This window comes from Achromobacter sp. ACM01 (genome assembly GCF_014851745.1).
GTDB classification, from domain to species: domain Bacteria; phylum Pseudomonadota; class Gammaproteobacteria; order Burkholderiales; family Burkholderiaceae_B; genus Achromobacter; species Achromobacter aegrifaciens.
Genome location: NZ_JACVAF010000004.1, coordinates 398282 through 412299, shown reverse-complemented (window position 1 = coordinate 412299; position 14018 = coordinate 398282). Strand labels below are relative to the sequence as shown.

Sequence of the window (14018 nt, the reverse complement as noted above, 5' to 3'; positions counted from 1 at the left end):
ACCCGGGGGGCGGCGCCGCACCGCCAGATCAGACCGTGAGCGTGTGACATCCACGCGCGCGGGCGAGTCCTAGTCATCGTTGAATTTTTCGCATGCAGGCAGATAAAAAACTGAAATTGACCCCGTCCGAACGCCGCGCCAGCGTGGCGCTGGCCGGACTGTTCGCCGCGCGGATGCTGGGGCTGTTCCTGTTGCTGCCCGTCTTCGCCGTGGCCGCCGCCGGCATGCCGGGCGGGGACGATCCGGCCCGCGTCGGCTTGGCGCTGGGCATGTACGGCCTGACCCAGGCCTTCATGCAGATTCCCTTCGGCCTGGCGTCCGACCGCTGGGGCCGGCGTCCCGTGGTGCTGTTCGGCCTGCTGCTGTTCGTGGCGGGCAGCATCGTCTGTGCACAGGCGTCCGACGTGTACTGGATCACCATCGGCCGCGCCATCCAGGGCGCCGGGGCGATTTCCGCGGCCGTCACCGCCTGGCTGGCGGATTCCACCCGCGACGAGGTCCGCACCCGGGCCATGGCCATGGTGGGCGGGTCGATCGGCCTGTCCTTCGCCGTGTCGCTGGTCCTGTCGCCCGTGCTGGTGGGCTGGTGGGGCCTGTCCGGCCTGTTCTGGACCATCGCCTGTCTGGGCGTGATCTGCCTGGCCGTGGCCGGCTGGGTGGTGCCCGTGGTGCCGCTGACCCAGGCCCGCACCATGCAGGCCGCCCGGCCGCGCGAAGTCCTGACCCACAGCGACCTGCTGCGCCTGAATTTCGGCGTTTTTGTCCTGCACCTGATCCAGGTGGCGCTGTTTGTCGTGGTGCCCGCCCTGCTGGCGAAGGTGGGCGGCCTGGACGCGCGCGAGCTCTGGAAGGTCTATCTGCCGGTCATCCTGGTTTCCTTCGTGCTGATGGTGCCGGTGGTGTTCGTCGCCGAAAAGCGCCGCGCCCATCGCGGCGCCCTGCGCGCCGCCGTGGCCGGGCTGGTGCTGGTGTGCGCCTTGCTGCCCGCGGCCAGCCATGGTTTCTACACCCTGGCAGCCGCCCTGACGGGCTTCTTCGTGGCCTTCAATGTGCTGGAAGCCCTGCAACCGTCGCTGGTGTCGCGGGTCGCGCCGCAGGCCTACAAGGGCCTGGCGCTGGGCTTCTACAACACCGCCCAGGCCGCCGGCCTGTTCGCGGGTGGCGCGCTGGGCGGCTGGCTGGCCTCGCATTCCGGTTCCAGCGCCGTTTTCATCGCCGCCGCCGCCCTGTCGGCGATCTGGCTGGCGGTGACCTGGGCCCTGCGGCCGTTGCCCGAACCGGACCGCCAGGCATCGGCGCGGGCCGGCTGAAAAGTCGGGATCCCACCCCGAAAAGCGCCCAACAGACGCGAAAATTCCATGGCTGGGGTGGACGGCTTTGTCACATCCTGGTTTGGCGCGGCGGGCGCTTTTCGTCGATAATACGCATCAAATCAGGGCTTCACTCAGGGTTCAACCCGGCGTCGCCGGTCATCGTTGCGGTGACCGGCGTGTTTCATGAAGCCGGTCTTCAACATCATCGCTTTTTGTGTTGTTGCCGGCGCGTCCGCGGCAACGCACACGCAGGCTGTCAACAACAGAGGGACAACGGCATGGCATCGGTTAACAAAGTCATACTCGTGGGCAATCTGGGACGCGACCCGGAAGTCCGCTACAGCCCCGAAGGGGCGGCAATCTGCAATATGTCCATTGCCACCACCTCCACCTGGAAAGACAAGGCTTCGGGCGAACGCCGCGAAGAAACGGAATGGCACCGCGTAGTCATGTACAACCGCCTGGCTGAAATCGCCGGCGAGTACCTGAAGAAGGGCCGCTCGGTCTACATCGAAGGCCGCCTGAAGACGCGCAAGTGGCAAGACAAGGACACCGGCGCTGACCGCTACAGCACCGAAATCGTTGCCGACCAGATGCAGATGCTGGGCGGCCGCGAAGACGGCGGCGGCGGTGGCGCAAGCTTCGGCGGCGGTGGCGGCTACGACGACGCGCCTTCGCGCCCGCAGCAGCAGCGCGCCCCGGCCCAACGCCCGGCCCCGCAACAGCGCCCGGCTCCCGCCGCGGCTCCGGCCAGCAGCGGCGCTAATCTGGCGGATATGGACGACGATATTCCGTTCTAAGCCACAGCCCGGCATCAGACTTCAACAAGAACCCGGTAAATTCCTGATTTACCGGGTTTTTTGTTGCCCCTGGCGGTAGTGTGGGCCGATGCGTTCGAGAGGCCGACTCGCGGATGGGGCGCCATTCCGGTATAGGTGAGGTGAAGTCCTGGTGTTGCTTGAATTATTTTGTTTCACAAAACCCCCTTGCGCCATCTACCTAGTAGTAGATAAGATTCATCCATCGACGCAGCAAACCAAACACCCGCCGACGTCGAAACCAGAAATACAGTAGGACCGCTTTTTTATTTCCCTTCTTGTCTACCTATAAGTAGATAGTTTTTTTTTGAACCGCTACGCAATCGTTATCTGGAGATCAACCATGAAGACCCTCGTATCTGCCCTGATCCTGTCCGCTTCCTTCATTGGCGCCGCCCAAGCCGGCGAGCTGGACTATCCGCCTGCCCTGAACACCGAAAGCACGGTGACCCGCGCCCAAGTGCAGCAAGAGCTGGCCCAGGCCCGCGCCAATGGCGAACTGGTGTCTGGCGAAGAAGGCTACGCCGCCACGATCTTTGCCGCCTCTGGCGACAAGAGCCGCGCCCAGGTCCAGAAGGAACTGGCTGCCGCCCGCGCCCAAGGCCTGACCGATAGCGCCGAACTGGCTTACCCGCCCGTGCAAGGCTGAGTTTTTTTCCCTCGATATCTATCTATAAGTAGATAGCTCCATCGAAACCCTGATGCAGCACCTGATCCTTACTGGAGATCAACCATGAAGACCCTCGTATCCGCCCTGATCCTGTCCGCTTCCTTCATCGGCGCCGCCCAAGCCGGCGAACTGGACTATCCGCCTCCCCTGAACACCGAAAGCACGGTGACCCGCGCCCAGGTGCAGCAGGAACTGGCCGAAGCGCGCGCCAATGGCGAGCTGGTGTCGGGCGAAGAAGGCTACGCCGCCACGATGTTTGCCTCGGCCGGCGACAAGAGCCGCAAGCAAGTGCAGCAGGAATTGGCCGCCGCCCGCGCGCATGGCCTGACCGACAGCGGTGAGCTGGACTACCCGCCCGTGCAAGGCTGAGCTTCATGCCGGTACATGCGGATCCCGGGGGGCGGGATGATTCCCGGCCGGGGTCCGCAAGGGTTTTGGAGCAGTGGCAACGCTGCCGGAACCGATGACGAATCAACCTATTAGTAGGTAATATTCAGCCATGGACACTCCTACTTCCAACACCACTCGCGAACAGCTTCTGGCGCACGCCGAGAAGCTGATCCGCACGCGCGGATGCAACGGCTTCAGCTACCGCGACCTGGCTGAGCACGTGGGCGTAAAGACGTCCAGCATCCACTATTACTTTCCTGGCAAGGACGACTTGCTCTACGAGGCGGTCGAAGCCTACAGCGCGCGCGCGCTGGCCGCGATGCGCGGGATCGACACGTCGCTGCCGGCGCAAGCGCAGCTCGACCAATATCTGTCGATGATGGAATCGCGCGCCTGCGGGTCGGGCGAGCTCTGTCTGGCCGGCATGCTGGCGGCCGAGGTCAATTCGCTGCCCGAACGCGTGCGTGGCGCATTGCAAGGATTCTTCCGCGCGCACGAAGCCTGGTTGGCACGCGTGCTGGCCGAAGGCGCGGCGCAGGGCACGATGAAGTTCTCTGGCACGCCGGAGGCGGCTGGCCGCGCGGTGTTCGCCACGGTGCAAGGTTGCATATTGGTGGCGCGCCTGTTCCAACAGCCCGCGGCATTGTGCGAGGCCATCGGCGCGCTGTACGTGGAGTGCGACGGCAAGCACGGCGGCGCCGCCTGAGCGTTCCCGCTCCACGCAGCCCATCAACCACGGCCGCCATGCGCAAGCAGGTGGCCGTTGTGTTTTGCGCGGGGGGATCAGGCCGCGAGCAGCGCCCGCGCCATGTCGACGCTGGTGCGCGCCTGGATACCCAGGTCGCGCATGCGTTGCTGGAAGGTCGCCTGTGCGTCTTCGAAGCCCGCGACGGGGCTCATGCAGTCCGTCAGCAACACCAGGCGCGACAGGTCGCGGCCGGGCAGGTGCTCGGCCAGGTGTTCGACAGTGGCCTTGACGCAATGGCTGCCGGCCTGGCCGGCGATCAGGATGAGTTCGGCGCGGTCCAGCGAATCGAGCAGGCTGCGGTTGAGCTGGCTGCGCGGATCGTCGGCATCAGGGACTTCGGCCATCAGCGCGCTGTAGTGTTCGGTCCAGGGGTTCATGCCCTTGGGCACCTTGCGCACGATGAACTGGCGCTCGTCTTCCCAACGGCTGTAGGCCGCGCGCACGTCCGCATGCACGTTATGGCCCCAGGTGCCGATTTCGCAATGCAGCGGCCACACCATCAGCGTGTAGCGGCCGCGCGCCTCGAGTTCGTCCAGGTACGACAGGGTACGCGGCAGGTCGTCGTCGTGGCGCGGCCGGAAATCGCCCGCGCGCAGCTGTGCCGCCGTGATCTGCGTGTACGGCGCCACGGGCTGGCCGTCGCCGGTGGACCAGAAGGTCGGATGGGCGATGTCCAGGCGGTGGTGCGAATCCAGCGTCACCGTGATCGAGGTAAGCGCGGGCGCGGTCGTGTCGATGAAGTGCGCGAGCCGCTGCATGTCGGCGTGGGCGCCGGCCACAGGCAGGGCGGGCGCGTGCGCGGCGCCCGTCACGGGATCCGTGGGCAGGTACGACTCGGGCAGGTCGCAGAAGTCATTCTGCGGATCGATGATCAGTAGATGATTGGAGCGCGGCATGACGACGTTCGGGACAGGCGAACTCGAAATATAGAACGGGATGGCCATGTCTTTCTAGAAAAGTACCAGATGCTCGGCGCGGTCTGGTAACTGCTTGAGCAGCTCGCGCCACTGCAGCCAGACGCTGCCCCCGGCTGAAACGGCGATCACTGCGATAACGATCCACATGTCAGGCTCCTGGAAAATTTCGCACGACCGTGCGAAATTAAAGTAAAGAATTGCCGGCACGGGCCGGCGCTGGAAATACGGCTACTCGAGGTACTTGAAACTGCGGTAGGTGGAAATCAATCGTTCATAGGCCGCCCGCACGCGCTGGGGAGCCTTGGGATCCCGCAGGAAGCGGGCATCGTGCATCAGCCCGATCATCAAGCTGTAGACCTCGAATACGAGCTGCTCGGGATCCGTGTCCGGCCTGACGTGGCCGGCTTCGAGCGCCTGGTTGACCGTGCGCAGCATGGCGCTGCGCCAGCGCCGTAGATTGCCCTCCAGCACCGAGCGCAGCGGGGATTCCACGTCGTCGTATTCGAAGGCGCCGGCCACGTAGATGCAGCCCGTCAGCGTTTCGACATTGCTGGCGCGCTCGATCCAGAGCGAGACCAGGGCGTTGAGCCGCGGCAGGCCGCGGGGATGGGCCAGGGCCGGGGTGAACACGGCTTCAAGGAAGCGCCGGTCGTATTCGTCCAGCACCGCCTGCTGCAGGGCTTCCAGCGAGCCCACGCGCGAGAACACGCCGCTCTTGCTGATGCCCAGGCGCTTGGCCACCTGGCCGAGCGACAGGCTCTCCATGCCTTGCGCCGCGGCCATGTCCAGGGCCGCGTCCACAATGGCCGCGAAGGTCAGCTCGCTTTTCTCGGTTTTGGCAGTCATGCGGCAAATTTAGCACGACCGTGCGAAATTAGGCTCGCTTTTTTTCAGGGGCGCGCCCCGAAAAAAACCGGACAGCCAGGCTGTCCGGTCTTGTCGCGGCAAAGCGCGCCGGGATCAGGCCTGGTTGGCCTTGAACTCCAGGCGGTACTTGTGCAGCAGCGGCTCGGTGTAGCCGTTGGGCTGGGTCAGGCCTTCGAACACCAGCGCGCAGGCAGCCTTGAATGCCAGCGAGGTGTCGAAGTTGCCGGCCATCGGGCGGTAGAGCGTATCGCCCGCGTTTTGGCCGTCGACCACCTTGGCCATGCGCTTGAAGGTTTCCATGACCTGCTCGCGGTTGGTCACGCCGTGGCGCAGCCAGTTGGCGATGTGCTGGCTGGAGATGCGCAGCGTGGCGCGGTCTTCCATCAGGCCGACGTTGTGGATGTCCGGCACCTTGGAGCAGCCCACGCCCTGGTCGATCCAGCGCACCACGTAGCCCAGGATGCCCTGCACGTTGTTGTCGAGCTCCTGCTGGATGTCCTGCGCGGACCACTTGGACGGATCGCCGACCGGCACCGTCAGCAGGCCGCCCAGCAGGTCATCGCGCACGCTGTCGAGCTTGGTGCGTTCCAGCTCCTGCTGCACCGCCTGCACGTCGATCTGGTGGTAGTGCAACGCGTGCAGCGTGGCTGCGGTGGGCGAAGGCACCCAGGCGGTGTTGGCGCCGGCCTTGGGATGGGCGATCTTCTGTTCCAGCATGGCGGCCATCAGGTCCGGCATGGCCCACATGCCCTTGCCGATCTGGGCGCGGCCGCGCAGGCCGGCATCCAGGCCGACCAGCACGTTGTTGCGCTCGTAGGCGGTGATCCAGGCGGTGGACTTCATGTCGCCCTTGCGCAGCATCGGGCCGGCTTCCATGCTGGAGTGCATTTCGTCGCCGGTGCGGTCCAGGAAGCCGGTGTTGATGAAGGCCACGCGCGCGGCGGCGGCCTCGATGCACGCCTTGAGGTTGATGCTGGTGCGGCGCTCTTCGTCCATGATGCCCATTTTCAGGGTGTTGCGCGGCAGCTTGAGCAGGTCTTCGACGCGGTCGAACAGTTCGCTGGCGAAGGCGGCTTCGACGGGGCCGTGCATCTTCGGCTTCACGATGTAGACGGACCCGGTGCGCGAATTCAGCTTGTGCTTGCGGTCCTGCAGCGCGGCCAGGCTGGTGACCACGGCGTCCAGGATGCCTTCGGGGATTTCGCGGCCCTCGCGGTCCAGGATGGCCGGGTTGGTCATCAGGTGGCCGACGTTGCGCACGAACATGAGCGAACGGCCATGCAGGGTCAGCGGCGAACCGTCGGGACGCGTGTAGTCGCGGTCGGCGTTGAGCTTGCGGGTGAAGGTCTTGCCGCCCTTGGTGACCTCTTCGGTCAAGTCGCCCTTCATCAGGCCGAGCCAGTTGCGGTAGATATGGACCTTGTCCTCGGCATCCACGGCGGCGACGGAATCCTCGCAGTCCATGATGGTGGTGAGCGCGGCTTCCACCAGCACGTCCTTGACGCCTGCGGCGTCGGTGGCGCCGATGCTGTGGCTGCGGTCGATCTGGATTTCGAAGTGCAGGCCGTTGTTCTTGAGCAGGATGGCCGTAGGCGCGGAGGCCTCGCCCTGGTAGCCGGCCAATTGCGCGGGATTCTTCAGGCCGGTCGAGCCGTTGGCCAGCGCCACGCGCAGTTGACCGCTTTCCACGGTGTAGCCGCGGGCGTCGGCATGCGAGCCCTGGGCCAGCGGGGCGGCGGTGTCCAGGAAGGCGCGGGCGCGGGCGATGACGGCGGCGCCGCGTTCCGGGTTGTAGCCGCGGCCCGTGTCGCCGGGCGTGGCGGGGATGGCGTCGGTGCCGTAGAGCGCGTCGTACAGGCTGCCCCAGCGCGCGTTGGCGGCGTTCAGCGCGTAGCGCGAGTTGGACATGGGCACGACCAGCTGCGGGCCGGCCTGCTGCGAAATCTCGGTGTCGACGTTGTCGGTGGTGGCGCGCACACTGGCCGGCTGCGGCAGCAGGTAGCCGATGCCTTCCAGGAATTTGCGGTAGGCGGCCGGATCGGCGATGGGGCCGGGGTGGGCGCGGTGCCATGCGTCGAGCTCGGCCTGCAGGCGGTCGCGTTCGGCCAGCAACGCGCGGTTCTTCGGAGCCAGGTCGTCCACCAGGGCCGCGAAGCCTTGCCAGAAGCCTTCGGCATCCAGGCCGGTGCCGGGCAGGGCTTCCTGTTCGATGAATTGATTGAGATTGGCCGCCACTTGCAGGCCGTGGTGCTGGATGCGTTGAGTCATGCGGTTCTCTAGCGGTAAGGGACTGGCCGACGCCGCGCGCCGGGCGTATCTGGTCTCGACATCATCGTTCGCGCCTGCCGCAATGTCCATATCAAAACCCACTGGTCATACCAGTTTGTGCACTGCCGTATGGGCAAAGCCGTAATTTTTATGGTTTTATATCAGCTACTTACGGGGGTGTGATGCAAGAGGTCCGATCGGGGATGCGCTTGGTCATACCACTGGTGCGGAGAGTGCATGTACGCGGAAACTGAAGAAAAGCCTCGCCAGGTGGCGGACGAGGTCGCCGAACGGATCGAACGCCTGATCCTGGACGGCGTGCTGAAGGCCGGCCAGGCGCTGCCTTCCGAACGGCGTCTGACCGAGAAGCTGGGCGTGTCGCGCACGGCCCTACGCGAAGGGCTCAAGCTCTTGCGCGCGCGCGAGATCATCCACACCGCGCAAGGCAAGGGTTCGTATGTGGCGCACATATCCAAGGTGGATGCCGGTCCGCTGATGCACCTGTTCAATTCGCAGCCGCGCACGCTCTACGACCTGCTGGAAGTGCGTTCGCTGCTGGAAGCCGAGTCTGCCCGGCTGGCGGCCATACGCGGCACCGAGGCGGATTTCATCATGATCCGCCGCCGTTATGACGAAATGGTGGCGGCGCAGGGCACGGCCACCGACACGGCGACGCACGCGCATCTGGACCATGCCTTTCACCTGGCCATCTGCGAGGCTTCGCACAATCCGGTGCTGGTGCACACGCTGCAATCGCTGACGGACTTGCTGCTGGGCTCGGTCTTCGCCTGCGTCAACAACCTCTACCACCGCCAACCTGAGAAACGCCAGATCGACCGGCAGCACACGCGCCTGTTCAATGCGGTGACGGCGCGCCAGCCGGAGCAGGCGCGCAAGGCGGCCGCGGACCACGTGGACAGCGTGCGCCAGAGCCTGGCCGATATCGAGCAGGAAGAGCAGCGCCTGGTGCGCGCGACGCTGCGGCTGGAAGGCTGGAGCTAGCGTCCTGCGCTCTCGCGGGGCAGGACGCATGAGGGCGCGTCGTGGTTCAGCGGTCGGCCATGGCGCCGCTGCCCACCAGCGCCAGTGGCTTGCCCGCGTACACGCGGCCAAAGCGGTTGTTGATGAACGCGTCCAGATCGATGGCTTCCTGCCCGACGAACCCGCGTTGCGGCAATGCGCCCTGCGCCACCAGATCCAGCGCGGCGCAGATGCCGGCGGCGGTGGACAGCTGGATCGCGCTCAGGCGATGGCCGTCGACGTCCGCGCCGAAGATGCGGATGGGATAGGACTCCTCTTCCAGCCGGCCATGGCGGCGGCCCGATGCCGAAGCCTGGATCACGATCACGTCCTGTTCGGTCGTGGGAATGGCGGCTTCGAAAATTTCCTTGAGCAGGTCGCGGCGGTCCCGCAAGCGCAAGTCGTTGAGCAGCAATTTCATGATGCTGCAGTGGCCCGGGTAGCGCACCGATTTGTAGTCCACGTTGCGGGCGCGACCGCGCAAGGTGGCGGGCAGGGTGCCCAGTCCGCCGGACGTGTTGAAGGCTTCGTACTCCACGCCGTCCAGCGCGAAGGTCTCGTAGCCTTCCAGCGCGGGCACGCTGGTCAGTTGGCCGTCGACGATGGCCTCGCAGGGATTGCAGTACTCGTTGATCAGTCCCTCGGTGCTCCAGGTCAGGTTGTAGCGCAGGCTGTTGGAGGGATAGCGCGGCAGGGCGCCCACGCGCATGCGCAGATCCAGCAGGGTATCGAAGCGGCGCGCCAGCGCGTTGCCGACCACGCCGATGAAACCCGGGGCCAGGCCGCATTGCGGCATCAGCACGCTGCGGGCGTCTTCCGCCAGCGCCTGGATGGCGTGCGTGCTGGCCACGTCTTCGGTCAGGTCGAAGTAGTGCACCCCCGCCTTGGCGCACAGGCCGGCCACCGCGGCGGCGCGGTGAAAGGGCAGCGCGTTGATGACCGCGTAACGCCCCTCGATGCATTGCGCCACGGAGTCGTCGCCGGAAATCTGACGGGTTTCACAACCCAGTTCGGCCACGATGCGCAGCCGTTCGGGATCCTGGTCGGCTACCAGTACCGAATAGCCGCCGCTGCGTTCCAGCATCAGGGCAATGGCGAAACCGATTTTTCCGGCGCCCAGAAGTACGACGGGCCGGGGAGAGGCGGTGGTCATGGTGCGGCTCCTGCATGGATGGGGGAGAGGGTGAGCTCATCCTATGCGCGGTCGCTGTCGATGTGTAGAGACTAAATAGTCGAATCGGCCATAGGTAACGTCAATTCGACTTAATTAAATATCGAAACGTCAAAAACAAAGCCCTCCGGTTTGGGGCCGGAGGGCTTTGGGGCGCTGCCTGGCCGGGGAGGCCAGGGGGGGATCAGCTGCCCAGGGGCGGGTAGTCCAGGTTGCCGAAGGTGACCAGGCCTTCCGACTTGGCCTGGGCCAGTTCGGTGCGGACTTCGGCGCGGGTCAGCGAGGTGGCTTGTTCAGCCGCGGCGACGGGCGGGTAGTCCAGGTTGCCGAAGGTCACTTCACCGGCGTTCTTGGCTTGTTGCAGTTCAGCTTGCACTTGCTGCGAGGTCAGGGTCGACTTCGGGGCGATGGCGGCGGGGTAGCCTTCTTCGCCGAAGGTGTATTGGCCCGAGGCCTTGGCTTGTTGCAGTTCGGCTTGGACCTGAGCGCGGGTCGGGCCCTGATCAGCCTCGGCGGCTTGGGCGCCGGCAGCCAGAACGGACATGGACAGCATCAAAGCGGTAGCAAGGGTTTTCATAGCAGACCTCCAATGTCTTGAGCTTGGGAGCCGAACCGCTGGCCTGATTGCCTGGGGTTCGCTTGCTGTGTCCCGATGAGATGCATTCTGGGCGCAAATCATCTCCGGATAAACCCTGATTCTCTGAAAACATCTTTCCAAAAAGAAGACTAATAGGTTTCCATTTCACCAAATGGCACCATGGGTGGTGGAATTTCCATTTGATGACACCATAGGAGGTAGTCCACCCGGTAGGGCGGAGGTCTGGCGGCGGGGGGAGTGGGGGGCGCAGCCCCGGAAAAGCCCGGGACCGGCAAGGAGGAGGGAATCAGCGGTTCAGTTCGACCAGCGCGGCGTTGTATTCCGCCTGGGCTTCGTCCAGTTTGCGCTGGGCTTTGTCGATCTTGTCCTGCTTGCCCTTGGCGCGGGCCTGCTTGAGCTCGCTTTCGCGCTCGGCGACCTTGTTCTGCTTCTCGCGCACGTCGGCTTCGCGCTGGGATTGCAGGCGGCTGTCGGTGCAATTCGCTTTGGCTTCGGCCAGGGCCTTGCGCAGGCCGGCTTCGCGGCGGGTATTGTTCTGCGCCTTGGCAGCGGCGATGTCGTTTTCGATTTCGCAGAACTTGGCGGCGCAGCCGCGCTGGGCCGAGCAATCGCTGGCGGCCTGGGCCGGAATGGCCACGAAGGCGGCGGCTGCGGCGGCCGTCAAGGCCAGGGATTTGAGCAATGAGGGCATGCGTGGTCTCCGTAATGCGTTGCGGAGGTTCCATCATGGGCCTTGCGCGCGATGCTCGCAATGCGCGGCATCAACGCAGCCTCAGCGCGGCGCGGACCCCGCCGATCGACCGGGTTCGTTGCCGCGCCGGCAGGACGTCAGCGGATCAGCGTGCCGGCCAGTGCGGCGGCGACCAGCAGCGCGCCCAGCCAGAGGTTGGCGCGGAACAGCATGAAGTTGCGGTCGGGGCGCTGGATGTCGAAGACCTTCAACTGCCACGCCAGGTGCACGGCCACCGCCACCATGCCGACCTGATAGGCCCACGACAGGCCGATGGCGTAGCCGCCCCAGGCCCACAGCACGATGGTGGCCAGATAGAAGCCGCCGATCCAGAGCTTGCCCTGGTCGCCAAAGCGCATGGCGGTGGAATGCAGGCCCAGGCTGCGGTCGTCGCGCACGTCCACGTAGGCGTAGATGCTGTCGTAGCCCACCTGCCACAGCACGGCGCCCGCCCACATGGCGATGGCGGCCAGCGGCACGTGGTTCTGCGTGTCCGACCAGGCCATCAGCATGCCCCAGTTGAAGCAGATGCCCAGCACCACTTGCGGCCAGTAGGTGACACGCTTGCACAGCGGGTAGATGAAGACGAAAGGCAGCACTGCCACGGCCAGCCAGCGGCTCATTTCGTTCAGGAAGAACAGCAGCGACCCGCAGACCAGCAATTGCCCGAGCAGGAACCAGACCGCGTTCTTCATCGTCAGCTGGCCGCTGGTCAGAGGGCGGAAACGCGTGCGCTCGACGTGCTTGTCGAAGTTGCGGTCGCACATGTCGTTGACGGTGCAGCCGATGCCGCGCATCAGCAGGGCGCCCAGCGAAAACACGATCAGCCGCTGCAGGTCCGGCAGGCCGCCCGCGGCCTGGATCAGCGCCGCAATGGCCGGCAGCAGGGTCAGCCAGGTGCCGATCGGGCGGTCCAGGCGGCACAGGCGGGCATAGGGCCGCCAGGACTTGGGCAGCCAGCGTTCGACCCAGTCGGTGAAAACGATGTCGCTGAGGTCGACGGGAGATTGTTGGGGGGCGCTCACTGTCACGGCGAAACGGAATGGGAAAACCAAGAGCATAAAACAACGGCGGCCGGACATCGCGCCCGGCCGCCGTTCATGTCCTACCCCCCCCTTCGAGGCACCCGCGTCATATCGTCACTGTCGTGGCGAAAGCGGGGCCGCACGGATCCGGGCTCCGCCGGTCCGTAGCGGCGCCCCCCTGGGGGGGAAGCGCCACAGGCGCTTCGGGGGGGGACCTACTACACCTCGGCTTTTAGCAGCTTGCCGAGGATGGCGATGCCGCGGCGGATCTTGTCTTCCGGCACGGTGGCAAAGCTCAGGCGCAGCGTGTTGGTCTTGCCGGCGCCGCAATAGAACGGCGCGCCGGGCACGAACGCCACGTTCTGCGCGATGGCCTTTTCCAGCAGCTTGGTGCTGTCGATGTGCTCGGGCAACGTCAGCCAGATGAACATGCCGCCTTCCGGCTTGGTCCAGGTGACGGTGTCCGGGAATTCCTGCTTGATGGCATCCAGCATGCAGCTGCCCTGGGCGCGGTAGATCTCGCGGACGTTGGGCAGGTGCTCTTCCAGGAAGCCTTCCTTGACGATCTCGTACACGGCCATCTGCGTCAGCGTGGGCGTGTGCAGGTCGGTGGCCTGCTTGGCTTGCACCAGCTTGTTGATGAGCGGGCGCGCGGCAGCGATGTAGCCCAGGCGCAGGCCGGGAGCCAGCACCTTGGAGAACGTGCCCAGGCGCACGACGTTGGCGCCGTACTCGGCGGCCAGCGCGATCAGGCCCGGCTGCGGTTCGCCTGCGTAGCGCAGTTCGCCGTAGGGATCGTCCTCGACGATGGTCAGGTTCAGTTCCGCGGCGCGCTTGACCAGCGCGATGCGGCGTTCCAGGCTCAGCGTGCGGCCGGTGGGGTTCTGGAAGTTGGGCAGGGCGTACAGGAAGCGGGCGCCTTCGGCCAGTTCAGGCGTGATGGCTTCGGGGATCAGGCCGCCTTCGTCGGTGGGCACCGGCACGAAGTTGGGCTGGTACAGGCTGAACGATTGCAGCGCGCCCAGGTAGCTGGGGTCTTCGACCAGCACCTTGCTGTCCTTGTCGATCAGCACCTTGCCCAGCAGGTCCAGCGCTTGCTGCGAACCCGACACGATCAGGATCTGGTCGGCGGCAACGCTGGCGCCGGCCTTGTTCAGGTCGTCAGCAACCCATTGGCGCAGCGGCGCAAAACCTTCGGTGGGGCCGTACTGCAGCGCGGCGCGACCGTTGGTGGACAGTACCTTGTCGAATGCCGCGCGAACTACCTCTACCGGGAAGCCGCCGGGCGCCGGCAGGCCGCCAGCGAACGAGATGACTTCGGGGCGCTCGGTTACCTTGAGGATTTCGCGGATGGCGGAGCTGGTGAGTTGCTGGGCGCGTTCCGAAAAGGAAAACGCAGGTTCGAGAGGCTTGTCCATGGAGTGCTTCTTGATCAAGAAGGGTAGGAAAATACGGGCGGTTGATCCCTTGGGGTGGCCCGGCG

14 protein-coding genes are annotated in these 14018 nt (G+C 65.4%); 6 read left to right on the top strand and 8 right to left on the bottom strand.

Annotated features, from left to right (window positions below):
- The first annotated feature begins 92 nt into the window (after nt 1-92).
- From IB268_RS22325 to IB268_RS22305, 5 genes are all read left to right on the top strand, one after another.
- The gene (locus tag IB268_RS22325; RefSeq protein ID WP_054457175.1) at nt 93-1310 is read left to right on the top strand and encodes an MFS transporter; all 1218 of its coding nucleotides are present in this window, start codon (nt 93-95) and stop codon (nt 1308-1310) included.
- 281 nt (nt 1311-1591) lie between these two features.
- On the top strand, nt 1592-2113 hold the full coding sequence (gene ssb, locus IB268_RS22320; RefSeq protein WP_119449719.1) for a single-stranded DNA-binding protein: 522 nt from the start codon (nt 1592-1594) through the stop codon (nt 2111-2113).
- A gap of 361 nt (nt 2114-2474) precedes the next feature.
- On the top strand, nt 2475-2780 hold the full coding sequence (locus tag IB268_RS22315; protein ID WP_042795957.1) for a DUF4148 domain-containing protein: 306 nt from the start codon (nt 2475-2477) through the stop codon (nt 2778-2780).
- Nucleotides 2781-2864: 84 nt separating this feature from the next.
- The gene (locus IB268_RS22310) at nt 2865-3170 is read left to right on the top strand and encodes a DUF4148 domain-containing protein (protein WP_054457161.1); all 306 of its coding nucleotides are present in this window, start codon (nt 2865-2867) and stop codon (nt 3168-3170) included.
- A gap of 130 nt (nt 3171-3300) precedes the next feature.
- Entirely contained in the window at nt 3301-3897 is a 597-nt protein-coding gene (locus tag IB268_RS22305) for a TetR/AcrR family transcriptional regulator (protein WP_054457159.1), read from the top strand.
- 77 nt (nt 3898-3974) lie between these two features.
- On the opposite strand, the gene IB268_RS22300 is transcribed toward IB268_RS22305, so the two are convergent.
- The 3 genes from IB268_RS22300 to IB268_RS22290 form a co-directional block, all read right to left on the bottom strand.
- Complete coding sequence (locus IB268_RS22300) at nt 3975-4835, bottom strand: hypothetical protein (RefSeq protein WP_054457305.1); 861 nt, start codon at nt 4833-4835, stop codon at nt 3975-3977.
- 249 nt (nt 4836-5084) lie between these two features.
- Nucleotides 5085-5702 (bottom strand): TetR/AcrR family transcriptional regulator, encoded by a 618-nt coding sequence (locus IB268_RS22295; RefSeq protein ID WP_175181581.1) that lies wholly within the window; start codon nt 5700-5702, stop codon nt 5085-5087.
- A 114-nt stretch (nt 5703-5816) separates the two neighbouring features.
- Entirely contained in the window at nt 5817-7991 is a 2175-nt protein-coding gene (locus IB268_RS22290) for a malate synthase G (RefSeq protein WP_119449716.1), read from the bottom strand.
- A gap of 237 nt (nt 7992-8228) precedes the next feature.
- On the opposite strand from IB268_RS22290, the gene glcC reads away from it, so the two are divergent.
- Nucleotides 8229-8993 carry a transcriptional regulator GlcC gene (glcC, locus tag IB268_RS22285; RefSeq protein WP_013396917.1) on the top strand — a complete coding sequence of 255 codons (765 nt, stop codon included), beginning with the start codon at nt 8229-8231 and terminating at the stop codon, nt 8991-8993.
- Nucleotides 8994-9039: 46 nt separating this feature from the next.
- Here the strand turns inward: glcC and IB268_RS22280 are convergent, their stop codons facing one another.
- The 5 genes from IB268_RS22280 to IB268_RS22260 form a co-directional block, all read right to left on the bottom strand.
- Complete coding sequence (locus IB268_RS22280) at nt 9040-10164, bottom strand: saccharopine dehydrogenase family protein (protein WP_192354814.1); 1125 nt, start codon at nt 10162-10164, stop codon at nt 9040-9042.
- Nucleotides 10165-10366: 202 nt separating this feature from the next.
- Nucleotides 10367-10759: a DUF4148 domain-containing protein gene (locus IB268_RS22275; RefSeq protein ID WP_082401215.1), complete on the bottom strand. Its 393-nt coding sequence runs from the start codon at nt 10757-10759 to the stop codon at nt 10367-10369.
- Nucleotides 10760-11066: 307 nt separating this feature from the next.
- Complete coding sequence (locus IB268_RS22270) at nt 11067-11471, bottom strand: DUF1090 domain-containing protein (protein WP_054457151.1); 405 nt, start codon at nt 11469-11471, stop codon at nt 11067-11069.
- A gap of 137 nt (nt 11472-11608) precedes the next feature.
- Nucleotides 11609-12535, bottom strand: coding sequence for a 4-hydroxybenzoate octaprenyltransferase (gene ubiA / locus IB268_RS22265; RefSeq protein WP_054457303.1), 927 nt, complete (start codon nt 12533-12535; stop codon nt 11609-11611).
- A 218-nt stretch (nt 12536-12753) separates the two neighbouring features.
- Nucleotides 12754-13953 (bottom strand): PLP-dependent aminotransferase family protein, encoded by a 1200-nt coding sequence (locus tag IB268_RS22260; RefSeq protein ID WP_119451792.1) that lies wholly within the window; start codon nt 13951-13953, stop codon nt 12754-12756.
- Nucleotides 13954-14018 lie beyond the last annotated feature (65 nt).